A 22,560-nucleotide genomic window follows, 5' to 3' on the forward strand; every position below is an offset into this window, starting at 1 on the left:
TAATTTTAAAATCCATAGATATATCATAAAAGAAACTAGATGTTCAAATAACAACACATCGAATGAGGAAGCACGACTCAGCTCCATTAAAATATCGCAAAACTAATTAAGATAGGGATATACTCAAAGTTAATCCAAACATTCTATGCTTTTAGTTGCGTAGAATTTTGTTTAATGATGAACATGAATGCAAATAAACAAATAAGACTCTGGGAAGAATTAAAGAATAAAGTAGAGTATCTTAAAGACTGTGCTTCATATCATGAACAATGTTCTTCGATCGAGGCCATCGAAACGCACATGTCCTGGGTTTTTTTAACAGAGCAACATGCTTATAAGCTAAAAAAACCGATTCATTATGCCTTTTTAGACCTAAGACGATTAGAAGCACGCTATCTTAATTGCCAACGTGAACTTGAAATCAATCAAGAATTGGCACCGAACACTTATCTAAGTGTTATCCCATTATGTCAGGATATACACCAGCAGTACTCCCCTATCAATGGGTATTTAAATGGGGAACCAGTAGACTGGTTACTTAAGATGAACAAGTTTCCTCGTGATCTTACGCTTGAACAAGTGATAAAAAGAAAGAATACCGTTCTCTCCAAAATTGAAGAGGCTGCAAAAATCTTGGTAGCATTTTACCAAAAAGCCCTCCCTGCCAGATTAAACGCTCAGGAATATATTTCGAAATATAAGCAGTATGTGATAAATGATTTTCAGACTTTATCCTTACCTCACTACAACCTGGATGAAATACTGATAAAATCCGTTTATCAAACACTGCTCAATACACTGTCTGAATTATCAAGCTGTATAGAGCAAAGGGTTTATGAGGGTCGAATTATCGAATGCCACGGTGATTTGCGGCCTGAGCATGTTTGCTTGACTTCTCCACCCATTTTTGTCGATCGACTGGAATTTAGCAAAGAACTTCGAACAATGGATCCTGTTGACGAATTGTCTTATTTGGCGCTTGAATGCGAACTTCTAGGGAATGCAGAAATAGGTGCTTACTTTTTTGAAACCTATCAATCGATAACCCATGATCATCCGCCGCAAAAATTGTTGTCGTTTTATAAAAGTTATCGAGCTTTTTTACGAGCAAAAATTGCAGCTTGGCATCTTGATGATCCCAGAGTGACTGATCCCGATAAATGGCTCCGTAAAGCAAAAATTTATCTTGAGCAAGCCGTCCTTACCCTTGCGTAAGAGGCGGAAATTCTTCAAGCATTTCTGATATCGATCCGTTTTCCACAATTTGTTTGATGGCCTTCGCAAATAAGAAAGAAGCATCCAACACGATGACTTTTTCTTTTAGGAGATTTTTATTCAATCGAAAAGGAGAAATACTATTAGTGACGATAATCTTTTCTATCCTAGAATCAGCAAGAACCTCATTGGCTTTACCAACAAAAATCCCATGACTTGCGCAGACCCATATTTTTTTTGCTTTTTGTTCGTGCAACGCTTGCACCGCAAGGCTAATAGTTGTACCTGAGCTTATGATATCATCAATGATAATTGCCATCCGCCCTTGTACATTGCCCACGACTTCCTGACCGCCACTGACAACACCTAAGCTTCTTTTTTTAGATAAGAAAGCTTTCTCCACATCCTGTTGCAGAAAGTTTTCAAACAATTCACGAAATTGCTCAGCGCGTTTTAATCCTCCTGCATCAGGGGAAACAATGACGACCTTTTCATTCACCATGATTTGCGAAAAGTAGCGTGCAAACAATACCATCGCTTGTAAGTGATCGGTGGGGATACGAAACGCATTTTGAAAGGCTGCCAAGTTATGGATATCCATGGTAATGACTCGATCAGTGCCTGCGCTTTCAAGGAGTTGAGCCATGTATCTCATGGTGACAGGATCTCGAGATTGAGTTCTTCTGTCTTTACGCGCATAAGCAAAATAAGGTATCACCGCTGTGACTCGTTCTGCACAAGCATCCTTTAAAGAACTTATAAAAAATAATAATCGGCAAAGTTTGTCATTCACAGTTTGTTCCAGATCGCTAAACAAGGACTGAACAACGAAAATATGCTCTCCCCTAACGCACTCTAATGTTCGGATTTTATGCTCGCCATCCTCGAAATCTCTTTCTTCATGAGTTGCCAAATTGATTGTAAGGTGCTCAGCCATTTTTTCTCCCCAATCCTTTGAGGAATTTAGTGCAAAGAGCTTCATATCCATATCACATTCCTTAAAAAAGAGGGCTAATTCATCGAGTTAAACAAGAATGAGCGAAGAAGTTGATTGTTGTTGTAACATCTTAATTAACCGTTTGCAATCATCTAACTGAATGTCATTTCCGTCTTTTTGTCAAAATTTTGTTAATTAATCAATCCTTAAGGTTAATTGCTTTACACTGATAAAAAACCCAAAAGGAGACTACCATGTCAAACAAAAAACTATCTGAACGTTTGAACAACGAATTGGATGCACTTGGTGTTCCTGGTTTAATGACCGAACGCGTTCAAGTATGTTCCAAACTGTTTAAAGTACCAAAATTTAAAATCGAAGCCTTGCTAAATGGTGTTATTGCCATGGATTCCGACTCCGTGCAAAAAATTGCCGATGAACTTGAGGTCAATGTGGCTTGGCTGTTGGGAGATATTAAACATAAAACACAACACTAGACGAAGAACTTGGCTAGTACCCTCATAGAATTTTATTATATAATGCACAAATAGTATTTTTTAATTCCATATTATATAATTTATATTCATTAGCCTAAGGAATAGAAGTAGTCTGTATGACGGTTGTAATAGTGGGTGCTGGTCCCAGTGGTCTTTATGCCGCAATGCAACTTAGAAAAGCGGGCGTTGAACATGTAACTATTTATGATCCTCGAGCAAGAATCTATTTAAGGCCAGGTCATATTAATTACTCCGTCATTGAACGCGCTGAACATGGTATTGGCCGACAACTCAATTTTCCTAAAAATAAAACAGCTCATATCAAAGACATTGAACGACTTTTACATCAAGAGGCCCATTCACAACAAATTCCTATTGAACCAAAAAAATTTATTGGTTTCTCTTCTGAGGAAAAAGGAATCATCGTGGCTAATGCCGAAGGAAAAACAGAATATATACCTTGCGATTATGTAATCGATTGCACTGGTAGTCAGCGTCTTGTTACAGAAGCAATGAATGCCGTGAGTACTTCAATTACCAAACCATTTACAACCTCATTCATTACAAAAGATGTTGCGATAAAATCTCATTTGCTAGCTTATGTGCGAATGGAACCAAGAACGTTAAAAGTTAATGATAATGTTCGGGTACTTCCTGAAGAAATTCCAGGATCAAAACTGGAATTCGCACGCAACTTAGAACGCCTGCGAGAATTCGGTTGGCGTGAATTCTCTCTTCCTCGCTGTTATAACATGCCCTTTGGAAAAGATAAGGTATGTTTTTATGTTGAAGCACCTGACAATCTCCCCTCTGAGAAAAAAGCACAATGGCTTAAAACTGTTCTGGAGAGCCGGACGGGTGATGATTTTATGGAATTTGAATTACTGCCTGACTCAAAAAAATATGAAGATAAAGCTCGTCTCAGATTAAGCACTTTTGTAGTCAATCCAAGAGAGTTGAGCGCCTCTTCCTATCAAGAAAAAGGACGACCCATGGTAATTGCTCAAGGTGATGTCAGAATTGAACCCAATTATTATTTAGCGCATGGGATCATTGATTCTTTTGATCGGATCGATAAGATGGTCAAAAACATGGATATTTCTGACGGTGAAATCAAATTTTTTCATGAACAGAAATATGAAAATGATATTCAACCGGATTTAAAAAAGCATCGTGACGCATTAATTGAGCATTATAGAGAAAGAAAAGAATATTTAACTAGTTGGTTGCAAAAAGCAAAAGAGTGTTATAAATATGCTATAAATGCCACAAAGTCATCACAAGAAAAAATAATATTCACAGAGAGATTACAAGAAGTTGAAGCACGTATAGCTTCTCACAACGCAAACCGACTGTTGGCTCAGGGTGAATTCAAACAGGCTTTACAGTGCTTTGAGCAGGCGCTTCAAATTCAGCAAATGATAAAACCCAAAGAAGAAACTGCTGAATTGAATTTGCATTTCAATATCATTCGCTGTTTTTGCCAATTACAACAAGGTGAGGAAGCCATTTTACGAGCCAATGAAGTTTTAACATCATATCCTGCCACTGATACCCAAACCAAGAAAGAAATAATTCTGGAAGTTATAAAAGCCACTATGCTTCAGTTAACTTCGAGTCAAAAAACCAAGAAAGATCTAGTCAGAGACGTAGCCAATTTTTATTATCGAAATCAAGATCTTATTCGACAACACCTAAGAGAGGAATTAAAAGACGATCTTTCAATCATTATCTCAATGCTTGGAAATTGTAACACTATGCTAGAAGAAGCAGAACTCGCTGTTAAACAAGGGAAAGATTATTTAGGACTAGCATGTTATCAAGATGCTTTACTAATACACCGATTAACCTCATACCCTTCTGATCCTCAATGGGAAGAAAACCTTTGCACCAAGATGATCGTCGTTTATCGAAAATTAAATCAAATTTACCACGTCCTTCCTTTTGCAAAGGACGTATTAAACAACCCAAATATAAACCCAGATAATAAGAAAACGATTTTGTTTCACATTATAAAAGCTGGAGCAGACGTTATAAAAGAGGTAGAAGGAGGCGCTGAGGCGCTGCCTTTGGTCAAAGAAATTAGACAACTATATAAAAAACACAATGAATTTATTAAAACAGAGCTCCAAAGCGCTTTAAAAATTGAACTTCAAGCTCTAGACTCTCTTGAGCAAAGTTCTGAGGAAAATAAAAACATAAAGCAGGTTTAAAATCTGGCTTAATCGCATGAATGTTATATGAGTACAAGGACATCCAGTCTACTTTTACTTTACACCAAATTTTTCGTAATCTAAATAAACTCTAGACAAAGGCAAAGGACAAGACTTGACCCATTTTGCATTCTATCAATATCTTCGATTGGGATATTATTAAGTGAATAAACTTTTTGGATTAAAACCACAGTTAATCATTTTCGATCATGATGGCGTGCTGATTGATAGTGAAATCGTTTGGCATAGGGTGAATGCAGCTGAAATGACCCAACTTGGGTTCCCTCTTACCGTTGAAAAATCGATCGAACTTTTTTCCGATATTACGCAGGAAGAGTTTGAGAAGGTAATATTGCAAGAATTTGGAAAATCCGTGCCAGCAAATAACGCAATAGATTTTTAGGTGGCTCTCATGCACAAAGTCCTCGGTGTCGTGAAAAGATCTCTACAGCAGGTCCAACCATATTGGTTAATAATGCCTTAGAACTATTGGCTACATTAAAGGGTCTGTTAAACTAGGCCAATTAGGAGCAATTAATGGAATCATTCGAGAACCTCGTATACGCACATCCTTATTTTACTATGCTTGTTTTCACCTGTATTGGTTTTCTTTTAAGAAGCATAATGCGAATCAATCTTAAAGCGATCAAAATGAATATCGAAGATTTAGAACTTGCTTTAGAGGATGAAGACGTTGAGAGAGCAAAATACTTCTTGCAAAGATTAAAATCAGGCTTTGGTTTTTGAAATATCTTTTAAAACTTGAATACTCCATCTGTGGGCGTTGCCTATTGATCTATCAACATTTTTCATTTCAATGGCCTACACGTTTTATTTAAAAAGTTCACTGATTAAGTAATCTATAAAAATCCAAATCAGAAAAACTTATATGAAATAACTTCTATACTTTTCTTAGGGAAAACGAAAGTAATGCTGCAGTGAAACGTTTTAAGAGTGTCAGGCCTTTTGTCTTAGTCGTACCACCTTTCTATAGCGTGGCCAGGCCAAATTTAGCAGTTAGCTTATTGAAATCTGTTCTTATTAAAGCAGGCATACCTTGTATTATTGAATACTCTAATTTTCGCTTTGCCCAATTTATGGGTATCCAAGATTTTCTAACCATTGCAGATACATTATTCCCAGAATTGCTAATAGGTGATTGGATCTTTGCAGAGGCAGCCTTTGGCTCTATAGTGGATAAAGATGTGGAGGGTTACGCTAATATAATCCGCGCTCTTATTCAGAAGGAAGGAGGAACGCCCCCAAAGAACTTAGAAAACTGGCTTAAGGTGACAAGAAATAAAGCAAATGAATTTGTTAAGGCTGAGAGCCAACGACTTGCAACGCTTAGGCCCTTAGCTTTTGGTTTTACTATTGCGGTACAGCAAACCGTTTCTGCCATCGCCTTAGCAAGCAAAATCAAAAGAATTATACCTGTACCAACTATCGCGGGTGGCCCAAATTGTGAAGGAGTGATGGGCAAGCAACTTTGGGAAATATGTGACGCATTTGATTATGTCTGTTTAGGTGAAGGAGAAGCGGTAATCCAGGTAGCTGCTATGCAAATTAAAGGAAATGAACTTGCTCCTATTCCTGGTTGTTTAACCCCTTATGAAAAAAATAATAAATCCTCTAATAGGGTTATAAAAGCGCCTTATACCTGCTTAAATGATTTACCAGCTCCCGATTTTGGAGATTATTTTCAAGCGATTAATCAATTCCCATATCGAATTGAGCCTGCGCTGGTAATGGAAAGCTCAAGAGGTTGCTGGTGGGGAGTTAAAAGCCAATGTACGTTTTGTGGACTCAGCAAAGAAACCATTGCCTGGAGGGAAAAAGATGCTGAGAAAACTCTCGCGGAAATCGAGGAAGTTGTAAATACTTACGGTAACTATCCTATTCTCATGGCAGATTTGATTTTTCCTTATACATACTATTCAACTTTCTTGCCCAAAGTTAAAAAAGATAATCAACCCCGATTATTTTATGAAATAAAAGCAAACATCTCACAGGAAAAAATGCTGCAACTTTATGAAGCGGGTGTGCGTTGGCTTTTGCCAGGTATTGAGAGCTTAAGCTCCCCGGCTCTTCTTTTAATGAAAAAAGGCACTAAAGCAGCGCAAAATGTGGCCATCTTAAAATGGGCAATTGACTATGGCTTATCAGTATCCTGGAATTTCATCATGGGTTTTCCAGGTGAAAAAGATGAATGGTATCATGATATTATCTCTAAAATTGCCTCGCTTCATCATTTACAACCACCAATGAGCGTTGGCGATATTCATCTTGATCGTTACAGTCCACTATTTTCCAATCCACAGTTAGGAGCACGTAAAATTGGTCCTACTAAAGCATATCAAAAGGTTTATCCTTGGCCAAAGCAGGTTTTAAATAACATCGCTTGTTATTTTGATATGGAACCGATTGAAAATGGTTGTCAAGCTTTAACGAAAAAATTATTAAAAAATGAATTTAACAACTGGCGTAATGCATGGTCTTCAGGTCAGCGTCCATTTCTCGAAGGAACATACAATAACGATAAATCACGATTATTTATTAAAGATACACGGGCAATTGCTCTGCAAAATCACTACGAATTGTCCTCAGAAGCAACCACACTCATTAAATCTGCAGAAAAACCCATATCTTTGAATAGTTTTATGAAACGAATTAATAACCCTGAGCGTTCGAAGGCCTTTATGGAGTTGAAAGAAAACAAATTGTTATTTATTGAAGATAACCATTTAATTAGTTTAATTACATTTCCCAACCCTAATTGCAAAGCGGAATTTGTGTTCGGCTTACCTACAGGCTTTGTTGATACTTATATTCCCAGCGAGACTGAGTTGCCTATTATTCAAAAATAATGTTTACAAGTTTGATGAAATGATAAATGATATTTGATAGAAATTCTCATCAGGATACACGTAATCATAGTTAAGCAAGGAGCATTGTAAATGGAAGTAAAAAAGAATTTTCTTTTAGGCGCTAGTATCCTTATTCCTTTGATGTATTCAAACAATAGTTTTGCAGAATTCTACAAGCAAATTGTTTTCAATTATGTAAATACAGCTAATAACCAAGTGATGACTCAAGAAGAATGCAAAAAAATTATGACGCCTCTCTACCTAAATTACAAAGATAAATGCTTAGCGGACAAGATCTGTCACGATATTCAAGTTTCTCCAGAAAAGGGATCAGGTCAAAAATTAAATAACTATAAAATAGTACGAGCTGCACCTACAGTGAAAGAAAATATAGATGTTTTTGATGCAGAAGCTCAACAATCTTTTGATTTCAAGGGGGAAAAAATAAACACCACACTTAGCGAGATTGTTTATCTTGATTCTAAAACGGAGACCTCTATTGGTTATTGGAGCAATAAATACTGTTGGGGCTCATTATATTCTAAACACATAAGTCCAGATACCTATAAAAAAATGGCGGGCCAGTAGTTGCACGGAGTAAGGTAGCCCGTATTAGCGCAGCATAATACGGGCTACTTGCTGAGGAGTAGAAAGAACGCACCTTTCCACGTGATTTATTGTAATAAATTCCTATATTAGCGCAGAGCTAATACAGGAACTCATTAGAAATATCACCAGCAATTGTGTAACAACGGTAAACCCAAAAGAGTATTTCAATTAAAAGTCCAACCAGCAGTGACATTGGTGTAATAGTTTATTTTGCTTTGATTTCCATTCCACTCTTGCTCAATGGGTATTGAAAACCCCAATTGAAAGTAAAATGTCTTGGTCGAATACCATAAAGAAGGGGTAAGGAATATTAAATTTCCTCCTGAGTTTGGATCAGATTTTCCTGAGATTTTATCTTTTTCGATGTAGGTACCATCTATCTCCACTAAAGCAGAAAAAATATATTGATTAGGTACGCTTTTAATGTTCCGACCTACGCCGAATTGGTATAGATACTGTGATCCCAATTTAATATTTGAATGTTTTGTTATCCACAAAACACCAGGAGAGGTAAACCATAACCAATCGACTGACATATGGTTGTATGTTCCTCCCAAAAAAGAGCTAACTGAACCAAAACCAGTCGGTGGATTTTTGGAAAAAGAGCCTGTAGGAACTGTCAATGCAGTAACAAAAGTCATTTGTTCTGTATATTGTGAATTGGAATTCTCATAAAAGGCAAACTCTCCTTGAACACTTATATCAGCTATTCCTGAGGAATGGTCAGGTCCACTTCTATAATCGGCAGCTACAGGGAGAGTTACTAAAATGGAGGCCTCATCGGTTAATCCATAAAGGAATGCAGCTGGAATTTGTAAAAAACTCTCGTTCGTGTTGTGTTGATAGTTCGGATCAAAATAAATTTGTATCTGATTTTTATCAATAATATTTTGACCAAATGATAAAAAAGGGCCTGGCTGTTGAGAGGTTGGTAGAGCAAAGTTGCCTATATTTGGAGGTTGAGCTTCAGTAGAGGCACCAATGGCTATTTCTGACCATGCTAAGATAATAAGAGGTAGCGTAATTTTATAGAAAATAAACTTTTTCATATGATCCAAGAGGCTTGTGTATTATCAACTACATCAGTAGGTCCTGGCGCAAGCAGCCAGGCTTCGCTTCAAAGAAGATAAGGAATCATTTTATAAGGAACCAAATCACAGTATGTTTTCCAATCCTCCCCATATTTCTTATAACAGCGCTTATCATCTCGAAAAGCACGGTCTAAGAGTAAGATCGACAAAAAGCATACGTAAAAATACGGCGCAAAATGATTAAACAAAGCCGGCACAGACCAAAAAAAAGCGGCTGCAATTTCTGGTAAGTAATGGAAGTGACGAGAAATTCCCCACCAACCTGAACTTAACAGAAGATTTTGTTTTCGCTCCCCGCTTTCAGTGTAATAAGTTGCGACTGTGACTCTTGGCTTTTTGCCCCAAATTTTACAGTCTCCAGCTGTGGCACGAACACGTTGTCTTTGTCTATCAGCCAGATAATTAATAACAATACTTAAAGTACCTGCGATAAAAATAGCAGCTGCTAATAAACCATTTAAGTGATGAGGATGAAGAACCAAATACATGGTAGGTGAGGTATAAATGCAAGGAACCCATACCAAGCAGCCCCAACAAATATAAAAGCCTGCTCGATCATGCATAATATCCAGAGAAGCAAGATAACCTGTTTCCCAAATAAAGAATTTGCTGATGTAAATAAATTGTAGAGCCACAGCAATGACCATCGCATTGCTTAGGCCAAATAAAGTCTGTTGCTTTGCAGCATAAGATAACAGGATTAGCCCCCAACTCATCATCCCTAATCGGCAGTTGATAAACATTTTAAGATTGATGCCCCATAGACTAGGATAGAGCTCAGTTCCCCAGTAATAATCAAAAATAAAATTTCCAGTTAAACCTGCATCACTTGAAGAAGGCCAAAACCGCCCCTTAATATAGAACAAAGCACAAACAACTAAACTCAGGCAATTTAGAGCACCAAGAATTTCACCAAAATGGTCATAAATAATTGTGGCAGGGAAGAGCTGCAAGTAAAAACTGGTCACACAAAAAGTGAATATGGTCACCAAGAAAGCCATTACACCATTCGCCTTATATACTGGCACATTTCCCTTAGGGGTCACCGGACCATAAAAAGTTTTTCCTTTTAATATTTTTGCCAGTAGAAATTCGAAGACAATAAAGATCGAAAGAATTATCCAGGCTGTAGGCGATCCAAAAAAAACTGGCTTCCAAATGGCGTAAAGGCTTTGAAAAAAGCCATTCTTCATCATCACATGATAAAGTTCACTGAAGGAGCCTTGCAAATTTACATTCGTGTGCCACATAACCATGGCAAATGGGGGACAAGTTAAAATTAGAAATAAAGGGCCGAAAGTATTGCGAATTGATTTCATGCTCTCATCCGTGAAGAAAAATAAAGTATCTATGTTATCTACTTCTAAACATCAAAAAAAGTCGAAATAGAGTCCTGTACTGCCATTGTGTCATCAAAACCTAGTTTGATTAATTCGCGAGTGAATTCTTTTTCAAATAAAAGAAAGCTCAGTAAATCACCGGAGTGACGTTTAGCTCCAAGAAAATTAAGTAGGAGACGTAATAACATCGGAATACTGTTGTAATGAGATTGAGCAATAGTGGCTATATCCACACTTGGTCGTAAATGTAAGATTTGAACGGGTCGCCAAGGGGATTGCTGTTTCTTTTCCATAGGTAACAAGTGGGCAATATTGTTCATATGGTTAATCATCTCAATATCACGATCGAGGTTATCTAAAAACAACCCATTTATCATACCCCCTAAAACACGTGAAAAATCAATGTCACCATCCCGTAATTTTTCTGGGTCACCTTTCTTTAATTGCCGATTTCCAATAACTAAAATTTTATCAGCTTGACAATGGATTGCACCACGCAGAGGAGACTCTAACCCTAAATGACCATCCCCATAATGAAAACCATCTATTTTTGAAGGTGGAAAGAATAAGGGCAATGCGGTAGACGCCAGAAAATATTCCATCTCCAAGTTAACCCGTTGACTAATATGCAGTGGATGGTTCCAATCCTCAAAATCCTCGGCATGATGCTGATAAAAGGAAATGGTTTTTTGGGTTTCATAACAGCTGCTAATGATTTCAAGCATCTCTAGATGCTTATTCTTAATAGCACCTCCCACATCCTCAAAATCAATAACACTACGAAGAAACCCACGCAAAGGAGATGTATCAAGAATATGCCCTAACAGGCGTTGCTTAAAAAGCATACTACTCATATTACGCATAGCCATTTTACTGAGTGCATAATTGCTGGTCTTAAAAATTTGCGGACAAGTAATATCACCCCATAATTCACTTAACTTGTTAGCAGCAGCGGAAAAATCTTGTGCATTTTCGGCTAACACAGCAGTATTAATACTACCGACACTGGCTCCTGTGAGCATGTTAAAAGGAATTGGTTTTGAGTCTAGAATTGTACTAATAGCTTTGAGAACTCCAGCCTGATAGGCTCCTCGAGCTCCGCCACCGGCCAAATAAAGCGCTATTTTGGTCATCACAACCCCATTAAATGGTTTTTATCGTTGATGTTGAAAAAATAATTTTTTATCTCCGTAATTTGAAGCCAATAGAGTACTTTCCAGCATCAATGTTCCAATATGATATTCCGTGCCTTGGTGCTCTCCATACACTTCATAAATGGGTCCCATAGGTACCTTTAAAAACGAGGTTCTAAAATCTTCTCGGGAATTTTCAGGAATTAGATCGTTTACTGTGCTGCTTGGTCTGAAAGACACTCGCTCGGGAAATATAGGAATACCTTCGAATCTACCCTCACTTGTCCAAGCCGCTAAATGCCACAAAGGGAGATCATTAGCAGGATCACGCGTCCATTCAAAAATTTTTTCAATTGCCTTTAATGTCCAACTTGTTGGGTGCGGGATCTGATTTGAGAAATCTTTTGCAAAATAATTCCAACTCCCTTTTTGTCCCTCAAGCAAATTCATCACCTGTAAATTTACGGAAGGATATTCAGATATTAAAAATTTAATAGCCATTCCTGGAATATAATTATCATCAGCAGGAGGGTTAGCCAAAGAAAGTCTCGCCAAACCAATTCCACCTGTTCGATAAATACCAGTGAATGGATGATTGGGGGCCGGAATAAATGCAATTTTGCCCACTGAACCATTGGTATGAATAATTTTCACTCGTCCCTTTGGTAATTCATCAGAAGTGTGATCAAATGTAGGGCTTAAATTAAACAAGCCTTGTAGTTTTTCGAGAACGTCTTTAAAACTGTTTCCAGCAAGTGGCGGTAAAGGATCGGCATCATGACTTTTAGTAATTTCATCCCATAGTAAGTCTTGCTTTTGTTGAGCAGATAAATGTTGATAATTGTCAGGTAATTGCGCATGTAGAGAATTAACAAAAAAATAAATTAGTCCACTAACAATCAAAGTCCAAAAGCAGCGCATCAAAACTCTCCTTAGTTATAAAATTTATTTTTGAAGTAGGATGTAAGATTCCTTTGAAGCCGTCGTCTGATCCTAAAATTGGTAAAAAAGTATTATCTCCCTAAATTTGGCGGAAAAGTACTATCTAAAATCTTGTACTTCTGTGCGGTAGCAAATTCTTTTTCTTTAATCACTGCGTTAACAATTTTTAACTCTTGTACACAGCTATGTATTTCAAATTTTATCCATGCATTGCGCTGTTCCAATTCATTTTTCTGTTTTTCAAGCGTCTTTAGCTCCTCTGAAATGTCTTCTGCATTGGGAAAATAAATGGTTGCTTGTAAAGCTAAATAACGTTCTGCGTGATTTCCAGGTAAATTCTCAAGTATATTTTTGCGACGCTCTTCAGCTAATCTTACTTCCTGCCTATTTTCTTCTATTCTTTTTTTAATACAATTAATTTTATTGTTAATTGTATCAATATTCTTATTATTGTCATCTTGTTGACTGCCAACTTGCTCAAAAAATACTCCATATTGTTGGTTGAGTTTTTTTAGCTCCTCAAGAGATTGGCGTTGACAATAATCTTTAATCTGATCTGAGCTCTGCATGGGAAAAAAAGGCATGATACTCTCTTTAAGATGAACGGTATGCACATATTATCACTTTTATGTCTAAATCTGTAACAGTGGAGAGCCTGATCTTGCATCGGAGATAGTATTCTGGACTGGGGAGATTTTGATTTATAAAATTATGACGGGATCGTTCAGACCTAACTCTATTTTTCGAGTTCGGAGAAATGGTTAATCTAAACGAAACCAATTAAAGTTAAAATAAAATTTTTATTTTACTTGAATCAATTTTCTAATATAATGTCATTTATTGGTCAAAATGTACTCAAAAAATAACCAGGCCAAATGAAATTCAAAATAGCTAATTTAATGCAAAAAAAAATGACAACCTCAGAACTGGTTGCGCAAATCCCAAAAGAAGCTTTTATTTTGGATTTAACAGCAAACAGTTTGGATAGTTGCAGTCCTGATTTCTTAAATGCACTATTTCTAGCAATTCCCAAGCAGATTTACAAGATTGAGTTGCGTTTAAATTCTTTGTATAAAATAGCGGGCAAAGAATTAGCATCTGCCTTTGCCGGTTTTGGTGACAATATTCGCGAATTGGATTTATCCTTTAACAATTTCCAAGCTCAAGCAGGTGTAGAAATAGCTAAATCGTTTAATGCCCTTTCTCATACATTAGTTAGTTTAAATTTGGAGGGTAATTTTTTGGGAAAGAAAGACGCAAGTGAATTAAACGTCATTTTTCAAAGCTTAAAACATATCCGAGCTCTTAATTTAAGTTCAAATTGCTTGAATCTGCTTTCTTTGACTACGCTACAAAACTTAAAAGGATCGCTATCTCAGTTAGAAAAGATCTATCTCTCTTATACCGAAGTTGCCAGTATGTCATTAGAGTGCAGGCTAGCTCTTTGTGAAATTGTTTCCGATGAATGCAAACTGATCTTTTTAGATGATAAGGATAAGGAATTTGACGAGACCTGTGAAAGTGCAAATCTAATAAGAAAAATTGGCTTAAAATCTGAAATTCCTTCATTAGAAAAACAATGCCTTTTTGCTATCAAAAAAGGAAAAATGGCTAAAGATAGCTCCGAACCCACCGCATGCTTATCCCCATATCCATAAAGCTAATTATTTAAAATCCGGTTAGCCAGCTACAGCAGCAACATTCCCGGTACTACTCCCAGTTTCTTGTCGACAGTTTTCTTGCAGGAGGCTGCTTCAGCTGCAATATTAGGTATGGGACAACAAATAATTGCTTTTTTTACAATTGGCGTCTTACTCCAACTTCCCCAAATATTATAGGCTCATGAAGTGTCCTGAATAGATAATTTCCTCTTGGGGAGTTAATTCAACAAGAGCTTCTTCCATTTTTTCTAATATCATATTCCAACCGAGGTGTTTACCAAGTTCAGATTCAGACTGTTTAATGGTGTCTTTACAACGATTGAGAAATTCGTTTATTGTCATCTTGCCAGTTCAATAACAGCTTTATTAAATTCTTCTGGCAAATTTAAAGTTTCAATTTGTTCTCGAGGATGAGATGTGAAGTTTAAAAAATTTTTAATTGATTCTCATTGACTCTTTCGAGTAGTTAAACTTTGTCATAGAGTACGCCTTATCTTGATAACTATTTATCCTTCCTTGTACAATCTATCAAACATATGCTTTTCAAGTTACGTAGCCTTGATGCAGCGAAACGTAATCAAGGTTTGTTACTATTACATGCCATATAATCGTATTTATTCTATTCTCTTTTATATGGGGTAGATATTTGTGCGCACTGAGAAATCAACTTTAGACAAAGCATCAATGTCTTTCTTAGACTACAAAATTGATTACAATAAATGTTTAGGCTCGGGTGTATTTGGGACGGTTTATGAAGTAGTGCCTCGTCCTGAAAATGAAAAAGGCTTTTTTTCTTATTGGTTTCCTTACGCCTACGACTATCTTTTTAGAGTAGGTCCAATAGATAGAGAACCCTCACAATATTGTGTAAAAATAAGCAAAACAGCGCTTAGAATAGTTTATGAAAACCCTAATCACCCCTTTCGTTATCGCCTAGCATGGCATAGTTTATTTGAGGCTGCTAAAGAAGAAAAAACAAACGGCGTTTTACGTAAATACAGTCTATCAAACATATGCTTTTTCAAGACGAATAGCATCTATTCCCAATTTAAAACTCAAGTGCACGGGAAAACATTACATGACTATATTGAGAAAGGAATTTTTGTAAGCTCAGAACAATTTATGCTAAGAAAAAGTTTTGTTGATTTCTTGCATAAGATAAAAAATCCTAAATTTACATTTTGGGAATTACATGAAAATAATCTTATGTATGATGAGCAAAACAATTGTTGGGAAATTGTTGATGGAATATTCAATGAAATCGACGATACTAATATTGAAAAACGTAAGGATAATCTACGCTTTTTCCTTGATCACCTCTTACAATCTTCTGCGAGCAAAGAAGTTCATTATTGGTTGGAAGCCTTGGTAGAGAACGCCTACAATGATGATGTTTACACAGAAAAACAAGATGAAGAAATTCGGCAATCAATAGAGTCAAACTCAGTTAATTCATTCAGTATGAAGACTTATTAACTCATTCTTATGAGGTCAGTTCTTGCCCCTGTTTTAGTCAAGAACTAATATCAGACAAGTAGCCCAAGTAAAGCCCTATTTGAGTATACCTATTGATGAGGGTGTTATTGTATCGTAAATAGTTTCTTCAGCTTTATCAATCTGAGTTTCTGTATTTGTTCTAATTTTAATAGAGGAAATTCCAATTGTTTTTAATGCCCAATTAATAAATTTATAAAAACTACCAGTATGATCATCAACTCCCGATCTAGCATTTAAAGCAGCAGCCTGAATTTCTTGACAAGCTCTTGCATAATCAATTTGCTTGGCTTCATCTTCGCTATTAAGATTTGTTTTGATGGTCTCAAGTTTTTTCTTAAATTCACCAAGTTTTTCTTTTTTATTAGATTTACTGTTCACAAAAAGTTCATCTGATGTGTTTTTAATTTCTTTCTCTAAAGAATCAATTTTTCCGTTCAGTATACCAACCGCTCTATCAATTCTATTAGTTAGTATTTTTTTTATTTCATTCGTCAGTTGGATCATGTTAGAAGTCCATTTTTGGATCTGAGGATCTTCATTTGGACTTACACCTTTAGTATCATAAGTACTCATTTTCGCAACTAATTCGTCCATCTTTTTATCATATGCCGTGACAATATCCTTCCATTTGGCATCTTCGTTAATACCAATTATTTGATTAAATGGAGCCGTCGTAAAAATCACTTTAGTTCTTGTAACATATAGCTAATTATAAGTTTAATTTATTATGGGAATATTAAATACATAACCATCCATATTCAGCTCCCTCATCTATATGGCTCCGATTTCCTTCGTACAACATTATTTTGAGGCAACATTCATACGTTTAAATGACTTATTCGAAACCTTTCAGTAGCAAACATTTTTCAGCAATCATAGTCAATTTTTACATCATGTTGAGCTTAATAAACTCTTAATGTGCTTCTGTTAATCTATTGCCATTTTTAAATTTAATCAAAATTTGCGGCAATAGAGATATGAGTAATTTATTTTTATTAAATACAGCGGGTCTAGAAGATAAGGATATTTTAAATATTTTGGTATTAACCGGAATTACGAAGGAAATGAATTTTGCTTCAGAGATTGCAAAAGCACCTGTAGGAGTCAAACAATTTCTTGAACTTGCGAAGATATATTATCAACGTAATGAAGAAAGCATTTCTATTGCAAAGTTTACTGTGAAGCTAGGTCTTGAGAAATCTGTGGTCGGGGATGTTCCCGCGGTAAAAAATGAAATACGACTTGTGTGTGATGAAAATAACGGAAACAAATGGTACCTTGTTGCTGAAAAAACGGATGGAAGCCGTTTTGAAAAAGAAATTTCAACGATTACAGAAAACGAAGCACAAGAAAGCTATCTTTGTGGGGTAAAGTTAGATGAGCTAAAGATCCATTTAAATCGCCAAACAGCAAATACCCTCAATTATCAATTGTGGCCTAGACTGAAATCTAAATGTTTCTCACATCCAAATCCCCTTCATGAGATAGGTGACTGGCTCAGAGCAAATCTTGATAGTCCCAAAAGTGCTCTAGACAATCAGAAAATCAAAAATATTCGTGGGTACTTGAATAATAAAGCAAAAGAACAAAATACTTCATTGATTATTTATTCAAATAAAACTGATGAGAATTCATGTGGACGAAAAGAGTGTCAGTACATAAAAGAAAAAGTAGAACAAGAATTAAGGCAAAACCAAAGGTTACACATACTCTATATTGGTGGAGGGCATGGATGGCCTAAACACAAATGGAATGGCATGTTATCTGCTCTTAAAACTGAAAACGTTGATGAACTCCATAGTTCTTTCGTAAAAAAAGGAGTTGTGATCAATAGTATAATATTGGGAAGTTGCTTTAGTGCGTCTTATGCAACTACCTTTTCTAGCTTACTTCATCCCCAACGAGGCACGATGTTGTCTTCTACAGTTTCTCAAGGGGGGACTAATTTTTTTGAAAATGTGGTTTCTCTGGTGTTGCAAGAAGAAAATTCCAAAAAGTTTTTTAAAACAATTCAACAAGTCCAAAATCCGACAGGAATTTGTATTTCCACTAAACGAAAGCATATTGGATTAGAATTAAGTGAAGAAGAGACAGGTTTACCAACTCATTCCGTAGAGGATGAATATGAATTAAGCATGAACATAGTAATACAGTTGAGAAGGGAAAAACCTGAAAGTATTTTTGGCATTTCATTAGATGAATGTCATGATGAACAACAGAAAGAAAAATTCAATGAGCTCCTAGATAGAGCTATTAATTCCCGACCTACACAAAGCAATTCATTGAGTCCATTAGTGAAATTTTCTTTGTTTGCGGGGGGAATGCTTTTGATAGGTGGTGGTTTTTACCTTTATAGCCAGCATAAAGGGTCTTCATGCGTCAAATAAATCAAATTTGGCTGGTTCAAAACTACTTATTCTATTGAATAAAATGTGATCAAATGGCTATATTTGCTAAAATAGCTATATGATATTTTTTTGAGGAATGCTATGTCTAATAACCCACCCCAATCCAAATGGCATGAGATAAAAGAACAATCAGAAACTGAAAATCACCATTCTCCTGTAGATAATGCAGCAAAAATCAAACGACTTTTTCTTGATACACAAATAGGTAGCCCAGTTGATACTGTTAGAAGAACTGGATGCTCAACGCAATAATTTAGGACCTAAAGATACTAAGGTGGAAACAGCAGAGCACAATGAAGAGTTAGATCATCCTAACAAACCACGACCTGGTGGTTGATGGGGCAGTTTCCTAAAATCTCCATGTATGAGAAAATACCGCAAGTCTATAATATGATTTTACACTAATGTTTGTTCAATTCGTTTTAACCACAACGTCGATCATTTTTTTCACAACACCCCGAAAGCACTCTATCTTGGAGAATTAAAACAACATCGTATGGGTACTGTTTATCCGACATGCCGTCTGAACATCCCGAAGTATTTTTCTTGACCACTAGAGCTGCCTTATTCTTGGACTTTAGGGCATAAGTTTCAAATACCATCAAAGAACCCGTCGGCAATCCCTTGCGTCAGCCACTGCCTGTGGCCGCCATGCATATTTGCCATCCTTAGCACAAACCAAATGCGGCTGCTTTGACGGATCAATCGCTTTCAGATGAAATATTTGCATGTCGGTATTAACAAACTCCTTGGACACTCTTAACCATTTTGGAGCTTTGGTAGGATCAAGTTTATCTGAAAATGTATCCTGCAAATTGTTCTGCAATGCGATATGCATAAAACCCTGCTCATAGAAAGCAGCCCATATTTCCTCAGGATTTGGATTGCTAAATACCTTATATTCCCAAGGTTCATTAATGCATTGCAGGAGGTCTTCTCGTAACCAGTACGTATAATAACCGATAACAAACACACGCTCCCCTTTCGAAGCTTTCTCATTGATGGATCTGAAAGCTTTACAGTAGATAGAGGGCTCAAACCGACAATCTGCTTGCCGCTGGTCCTTATGTTTGAAGTCTCTCAAAGCCATAACAGTAAAAGCTCCTGTTACTGGAATAAATGGAGTAATTAACAAGCTTACGGCCGTAAGAAGTGCAAACGCATAGGAAACAAGTCGTGGTCGAATTTCATTTTGCCACATGTATTCCACGGCGATGGCTGGCAGAGGAATAAGCATAATCAATGTAGTTAAAAAATATCTAGGCACGAATATGGATGCTTTTACAGCAATCCAACAAAGCAAACCGAAGCAACCACTAAGAGTGAGCTGCATTAAAGGATGGCGAAGTAAAAATTCAGACCTGTGCATAAAGGGAATTAATGCAAAGGCTGCGATCCACAAAATGGACATGGAGCCACCCTGAAGGGGATATACTCCAAACACCAAGGCCATAGGATAGGTTGCAACAATCCAGAGTGTATCTTTAAACGAGAACCAGGATGACTGATCAGCCCAATTGTGCATACCGACAAATGGGGCTAGAGGATTAGCAAATAAGAACCCATTTTTAATAAGATGCGGAATCAACCCAGCAAAAACACTGAAACCAAATAGCAGCAAGCCTAAGAAGACCGATTTGTAATTTCTGCTGTCTTTTGCTCCAGAACCTATTGTCATCTCTTGAAATATAAGGAGCAAACCTACAGCCGGAAATAAAGCGATAATAAAGGAGAATTTTGCGGCCATGGAAAAACCACAATTAAGGCCCGCAATAACGATAAGACCTTTTAAAAAGCGGTTATCAGCCCGCAGAAGAATACAGTAAACGGATGCCAATCCAATAAGAGCGGGAAAAAGATCAGTCTTACCATCTGATAAAAAGTCACTGAACGTTGTGGCAGTTAAAAGCATAGCGATTGCGGCTATTTGAGCAATCACTCCCCCGCCCACTTTACGGGTGATGTCTCTCAATAACAAGAGCATACCTGCTCCCACAATCCAGGCAAAAGATTTGGCTACACCAGTGGAAGCAAGAATAATTAAAACAGCAAAATGCAACTCTCCACTTATACCAATGGTTGAAAAATTACGATAAGTGCCAGGCATTGCCTTAAGTTGGCCAGTTGCCGCAATAATTTTTGGATAGACCATATAAAATGCAGCGGCATCACCATAAGGAGGACGAAGGTATGCCAGAACACCTATCCAGATCATGACCATAAGAGCTATGAACAACAACCCATAGTAAACACGGTTAGAATGTTGAAAGTAAAAAAACCTCTCTTTTGCAAGGATTTTTGTCTTCTGAACTATGATCCATACGGCAGGAATAGCCAGGATAAATACGATTGGCCATAGTATTTCGGCCTGTAGCCATCCACCAAGACCCAAGAATATCCATAATGAGGAGAGCAAAGCTGTTCCAAATGCGAATTGCAAACTTAAGGGTAAAGCACGTGCCATGGAACGCGAGAAAATACTTAGAGCAAAATAGCTGAATCCAATATTGGCCAGTGTATAAACAACAAGAATTAACATTGATTTAATCATATTGAATTTTAAGATTGGGAAACTCGGTAAAATAAAGGGCGAATCTTATTATGGATATTCTGAACACTTTCTTCCTTTGAGGGTAATAGTCGTTGTATAAATTGGGGATGATCAACAAAAACAAAAAGAAATGCACATAACCCAAACCATAAAATAACCAGAATTTTCTTCATATTGTTTTCTATCATTTATTCTGATGGTTGGTTTGTCCCATAGGTGCGTAGCTTTTCTTCGGCACGATCCAATCGCTCTCGAGTTAAACCAAGTTCCTGATTAATTTGTTTTAACTTAACAGTCAAGGACGAAACTCGAGTAAGACTTTCAAGCATTAAAAAAACAATCCAGACTGCACCCAGCAAGAATAAGCTATATGGGGCATTTTGCTCACCTAGGAATGAACGCAATGAAGCACGTAAATTATCCGAAAACATGACAACGATAAAAGCGGCTTCGGCAATTACCCAACTTATTGCCATATGCGCACTTAATCGTTCAGAGCGAACGAGATAAATAGTGTATAGAAACACCAGGAATATAACAGTGATGCCAAGAAAGGCGGGTTGCATGATATAGCCCATTCTAGATATCCTTTTTTTTCAACAAAAGACCCATGAAACCAATAACAACGCGTAATGGATAAAGGCTTGCCTTGGCGAAATTAAACAAAGATTGGCCATGAACGCGCCCTCGCATTTTTACTGGGATCTCAACCATACGAAATCCTTTCTGATGCAGCATAAGAAGTGCCTCTGCTTCAGGATGATCAACTGGATAAAATCGAGCAAAGTATGCAAAAGCCCGTTTATTTAACGCACGCAGGCCAGAGGTTGTGTCAGTAATTCGAATCCCTGTTGCCAGATATAAGATCGTTTTTGAGAAATACATACCAATGCGGCGAGCCAAAGGGGTTTTATAATCTCTGTCCGGATTTTCAGGCAAATACCGTGAGCCAATGACGCAGTCCGCCTGACCGCTTTGAATGGGTTTCACTAAGGCTTCTATCCAGGCAGGATCATGTTGTCCATCACCATCGACCTGAACCACAATGTCATAGTCATGATGTAAGGCATATTTAAAACCGGTTTGCACAGCACCGCCGATTCCAAGGTTGGCCGGCAAAGACAACACAGGAACCCCTGCCTTGGCAGCTACTTTTGCCGTGTCATCGTGTGAAGCATCATTTACAACGACGATATCATGTCCTAGTTGCTGAATTTCCCGCAGAAGCGAAGGAAGACTGGCTTCTTCATTGTAAGCAGGAACAATTACCAAAATTCTACTTCCTTCCTTCATGGAAACTTCCTAAAGTTTTTGCGTTTGCGCATTTTTGTTTTTATTTTTTAAATTCCTGACATCCCCAATTACACGCGCAGGATTTCCACCTACGATGGCGTAAGGAGGTACGTCTTTGGTGACAACAGCTCCTGCACCCACTATGGCACAACGGCCAATCCTTACCGATGGCAGCACAATAGCATTAACGCCAATATAAGCCCCATATTCAATAACTACGTCATTTACACTAAACTCAACGCCTGTCTCTTCTTGAGTGGCCGGTGTATATGAGGTGTGTGATATGATTTTGGCTCCACGGGTAAT

Annotated in this window: 21 protein-coding genes and 1 pseudogene; 11 read left to right on the forward strand and 11 right to left on the reverse strand. The window is 37.1% G+C overall.

The genetic code is table 11. The features are described from left to right. Positions 1-183: 183 nt before the first annotated feature. Positions 184-1,215 carry a hypothetical protein gene (locus CKV79_RS07830; RefSeq protein WP_035916342.1) on the forward strand — a complete coding sequence of 344 codons (1,032 nt, stop codon included), beginning with the start codon at positions 184-186 and terminating at the stop codon, positions 1,213-1,215. Here CKV79_RS07830 and CKV79_RS07835 read toward each other — a convergent pair. After that, on the reverse strand, positions 1,202-2,152 hold the full coding sequence (locus tag CKV79_RS07835) for a ribose-phosphate diphosphokinase (RefSeq protein ID WP_231950064.1): 951 nt from the start codon (positions 2,150-2,152) through the stop codon (positions 1,202-1,204). The two genes, CKV79_RS07830 and CKV79_RS07835, sit on opposite strands and share 14 nt — an antisense overlap. 254 nt (positions 2,153-2,406) lie before the next feature. On the opposite strand from CKV79_RS07835, the gene CKV79_RS07840 reads away from it, so the two are divergent. The 6 genes from CKV79_RS07840 to CKV79_RS07865 all read left to right on the forward strand — a co-directional run bounded on the left by CKV79_RS07840 (position 2,407) and on the right by CKV79_RS07865 (position 8,317). Next, a complete protein-coding gene (locus tag CKV79_RS07840) occupies positions 2,407-2,649 on the forward strand; it encodes a hypothetical protein (RefSeq protein ID WP_028374362.1) in 243 nt (80 codons plus the stop codon). Positions 2,650-2,765: 116 nt separating this feature from the next. Continuing rightward, positions 2,766-4,862, forward strand: coding sequence for an FAD-dependent monooxygenase (locus CKV79_RS07845; RefSeq protein WP_028374361.1), 2,097 nt, complete (start codon positions 2,766-2,768; stop codon positions 4,860-4,862). 163 nt (positions 4,863-5,025) lie between these two features. Further along, positions 5,026-5,265, forward strand: coding sequence for an HAD family hydrolase (locus CKV79_RS07850; RefSeq protein WP_028374360.1), 240 nt, complete (start codon positions 5,026-5,028; stop codon positions 5,263-5,265). A gap of 134 nt (positions 5,266-5,399) precedes the next feature. Continuing rightward, positions 5,400-5,609 (forward strand): hypothetical protein, encoded by a 210-nt coding sequence (locus CKV79_RS07855; RefSeq protein ID WP_028374359.1) that lies wholly within the window; start codon positions 5,400-5,402, stop codon positions 5,607-5,609. Positions 5,610-5,800: 191 nt separating this feature from the next. Next, positions 5,801-7,729 (forward strand): RiPP maturation radical SAM C-methyltransferase, encoded by a 1,929-nt coding sequence (locus CKV79_RS07860; protein WP_028374358.1) that lies wholly within the window; start codon positions 5,801-5,803, stop codon positions 7,727-7,729. A gap of 90 nt (positions 7,730-7,819) precedes the next feature. Continuing rightward, on the forward strand, positions 7,820-8,317 hold the full coding sequence (locus CKV79_RS07865; protein ID WP_028374357.1) for a hypothetical protein: 498 nt from the start codon (positions 7,820-7,822) through the stop codon (positions 8,315-8,317). Positions 8,318-8,502: 185 nt separating this feature from the next. On the opposite strand, the gene CKV79_RS07870 is transcribed toward CKV79_RS07865, so the two are convergent. The 5 genes from CKV79_RS07870 to CKV79_RS07890 all read right to left on the reverse strand — a co-directional run bounded on the left by CKV79_RS07870 (position 8,503) and on the right by CKV79_RS07890 (position 13,428). After that, on the reverse strand, positions 8,503-9,387 hold the full coding sequence (locus CKV79_RS07870; RefSeq protein WP_231950066.1) for a hypothetical protein: 885 nt from the start codon (positions 9,385-9,387) through the stop codon (positions 8,503-8,505). 68 nt (positions 9,388-9,455) lie between these two features. Next, on the reverse strand, positions 9,456-10,748 hold the full coding sequence (locus CKV79_RS07875) for a phosphatidylethanolamine N-methyltransferase family domain-containing protein (RefSeq protein ID WP_028374355.1): 1,293 nt from the start codon (positions 10,746-10,748) through the stop codon (positions 9,456-9,458). Between the two features lie 44 nt (positions 10,749-10,792). Further along, positions 10,793-11,902: a patatin-like phospholipase family protein gene (locus tag CKV79_RS07880; RefSeq protein ID WP_035916338.1), complete on the reverse strand. Its 1,110-nt coding sequence runs from the start codon at positions 11,900-11,902 to the stop codon at positions 10,793-10,795. A gap of 21 nt (positions 11,903-11,923) precedes the next feature. Further along, positions 11,924-12,823, reverse strand: a complete 900-nt coding sequence (locus tag CKV79_RS07885; RefSeq protein ID WP_231950068.1) for a hypothetical protein — start codon at positions 12,821-12,823, stop codon at positions 11,924-11,926. Positions 12,824-12,915: 92 nt separating this feature from the next. Then, positions 12,916-13,428, reverse strand: coding sequence for a hypothetical protein (locus CKV79_RS07890; protein ID WP_028374352.1), 513 nt, complete (start codon positions 13,426-13,428; stop codon positions 12,916-12,918). A 291-nt stretch (positions 13,429-13,719) separates the two neighbouring features. On the opposite strand from CKV79_RS07890, the gene CKV79_RS07895 reads away from it, so the two are divergent. Both CKV79_RS07895 and CKV79_RS07900 read left to right on the forward strand, forming a co-directional pair. Further along, complete coding sequence (locus tag CKV79_RS07895; protein ID WP_028374351.1) at positions 13,720-14,502, forward strand: leucine-rich repeat domain-containing protein; 783 nt, start codon at positions 13,720-13,722, stop codon at positions 14,500-14,502. 651 nt (positions 14,503-15,153) lie between these two features. After that, positions 15,154-15,981 carry a hypothetical protein gene (locus CKV79_RS07900; RefSeq protein ID WP_028374350.1) on the forward strand — a complete coding sequence of 276 codons (828 nt, stop codon included), beginning with the start codon at positions 15,154-15,156 and terminating at the stop codon, positions 15,979-15,981. 75 nt (positions 15,982-16,056) lie between these two features. Here the strand turns inward: CKV79_RS07900 and CKV79_RS07905 are convergent, their stop codons facing one another. After that, positions 16,057-16,686, reverse strand: coding sequence for a hypothetical protein (locus CKV79_RS07905; RefSeq protein WP_028374349.1), 630 nt, complete (start codon positions 16,684-16,686; stop codon positions 16,057-16,059). 293 nt (positions 16,687-16,979) lie between these two features. On the opposite strand from CKV79_RS07905, the gene CKV79_RS07910 reads away from it, so the two are divergent. Both CKV79_RS07910 and CKV79_RS07915 read left to right on the forward strand, forming a co-directional pair. Continuing rightward, positions 16,980-18,389, forward strand: a complete 1,410-nt coding sequence (locus tag CKV79_RS07910; protein ID WP_028374348.1) for a hypothetical protein — start codon at positions 16,980-16,982, stop codon at positions 18,387-18,389. A 102-nt stretch (positions 18,390-18,491) separates the two neighbouring features. After that, complete coding sequence (locus tag CKV79_RS07915) at positions 18,492-18,662, forward strand: hypothetical protein (RefSeq protein WP_231950069.1); 171 nt, start codon at positions 18,492-18,494, stop codon at positions 18,660-18,662. A gap of 349 nt (positions 18,663-19,011) precedes the next feature. Here the strand turns inward: CKV79_RS07915 and CKV79_RS07925 are convergent, their stop codons facing one another. From CKV79_RS07925 to CKV79_RS14000, 4 genes and pseudogenes are all read right to left on the reverse strand, one after another. After that, positions 19,012-20,949 (reverse strand): hypothetical protein, encoded by a 1,938-nt coding sequence (locus CKV79_RS07925; protein WP_028374347.1) that lies wholly within the window; start codon positions 20,947-20,949, stop codon positions 19,012-19,014. A 200-nt stretch (positions 20,950-21,149) separates the two neighbouring features. Next, positions 21,150-21,539: a DUF2304 domain-containing protein gene (locus CKV79_RS07935; protein ID WP_028374346.1), complete on the reverse strand. Its 390-nt coding sequence runs from the start codon at positions 21,537-21,539 to the stop codon at positions 21,150-21,152. 1 nt (position 21,540) lies between these two features. Further along, a complete protein-coding gene (locus CKV79_RS07940; protein ID WP_028374345.1) occupies positions 21,541-22,254 on the reverse strand; it encodes a glycosyltransferase family 2 protein in 714 nt (237 codons plus the stop codon). Positions 22,255-22,317: 63 nt separating this feature from the next. After that, positions 22,318-22,440 (reverse strand): annotated as a pseudogene (locus CKV79_RS14000) (N-acetyltransferase); the annotation flags it as partial. Positions 22,441-22,560 lie beyond the last annotated feature (120 nt).

The organism is Legionella lansingensis, assembly GCF_900187355.1.
GTDB classification, from domain to species: domain Bacteria; phylum Pseudomonadota; class Gammaproteobacteria; order Legionellales; family Legionellaceae; genus Tatlockia; species Tatlockia lansingensis.

Excerpts from the sequence above, each read along its gene's own strand:
- CKV79_RS07915 (WP_231950069.1), top strand. The coding sequence starts at position 18,492 with ATGTCTAATAACCCACCCCAATCCAAATGGCATGAGATAAAAGAACAA.
- CKV79_RS07875 (WP_028374355.1), bottom strand. The coding sequence starts at position 10,748 with ATGAAATCAATTCGCAATACTTTCGGCCCTTTATTTCTAATTTTAACT.
- CKV79_RS07830 (WP_035916342.1), top strand. The coding sequence starts at position 184 with ATGAATGCAAATAAACAAATAAGACTCTGGGAAGAATTAAAGAATAAA.
- CKV79_RS07925 (WP_028374347.1), bottom strand. The coding sequence starts at position 20,949 with ATGTTAATTCTTGTTGTTTATACACTGGCCAATATTGGATTCAGCTAT.
- CKV79_RS07895 (WP_028374351.1), top strand. The coding sequence starts at position 13,720 with ATGAAATTCAAAATAGCTAATTTAATGCAAAAAAAAATGACAACCTCA.
- CKV79_RS07840 (WP_028374362.1), top strand. The coding sequence starts at position 2,407 with ATGTCAAACAAAAAACTATCTGAACGTTTGAACAACGAATTGGATGCA.
- CKV79_RS07885 (WP_231950068.1), bottom strand. The coding sequence starts at position 12,823 with ATGCGCTGCTTTTGGACTTTGATTGTTAGTGGACTAATTTATTTTTTT.
- CKV79_RS07940 (WP_028374345.1), bottom strand. The coding sequence starts at position 22,254 with ATGAAGGAAGGAAGTAGAATTTTGGTAATTGTTCCTGCTTACAATGAA.
- CKV79_RS07935 (WP_028374346.1), bottom strand. The coding sequence starts at position 21,539 with ATGGGCTATATCATGCAACCCGCCTTTCTTGGCATCACTGTTATATTC.
- CKV79_RS07865 (WP_028374357.1), top strand. The coding sequence starts at position 7,820 with ATGGAAGTAAAAAAGAATTTTCTTTTAGGCGCTAGTATCCTTATTCCT.
- CKV79_RS07845 (WP_028374361.1), top strand. The coding sequence starts at position 2,766 with ATGACGGTTGTAATAGTGGGTGCTGGTCCCAGTGGTCTTTATGCCGCA.
- CKV79_RS07890 (WP_028374352.1), bottom strand. The coding sequence starts at position 13,428 with ATGCCTTTTTTTCCCATGCAGAGCTCAGATCAGATTAAAGATTATTGT.
- CKV79_RS07880 (WP_035916338.1), bottom strand. The coding sequence starts at position 11,902 with ATGACCAAAATAGCGCTTTATTTGGCCGGTGGCGGAGCTCGAGGAGCC.
- CKV79_RS07835 (WP_231950064.1), bottom strand. The coding sequence starts at position 2,152 with ATGGCTGAGCACCTTACAATCAATTTGGCAACTCATGAAGAAAGAGAT.
- CKV79_RS07910 (WP_028374348.1), top strand. The coding sequence starts at position 16,980 with ATGAGTAATTTATTTTTATTAAATACAGCGGGTCTAGAAGATAAGGAT.
- CKV79_RS07855 (WP_028374359.1), top strand. The coding sequence starts at position 5,400 with ATGGAATCATTCGAGAACCTCGTATACGCACATCCTTATTTTACTATG.
- CKV79_RS07870 (WP_231950066.1), bottom strand. The coding sequence starts at position 9,387 with ATGAAAAAGTTTATTTTCTATAAAATTACGCTACCTCTTATTATCTTA.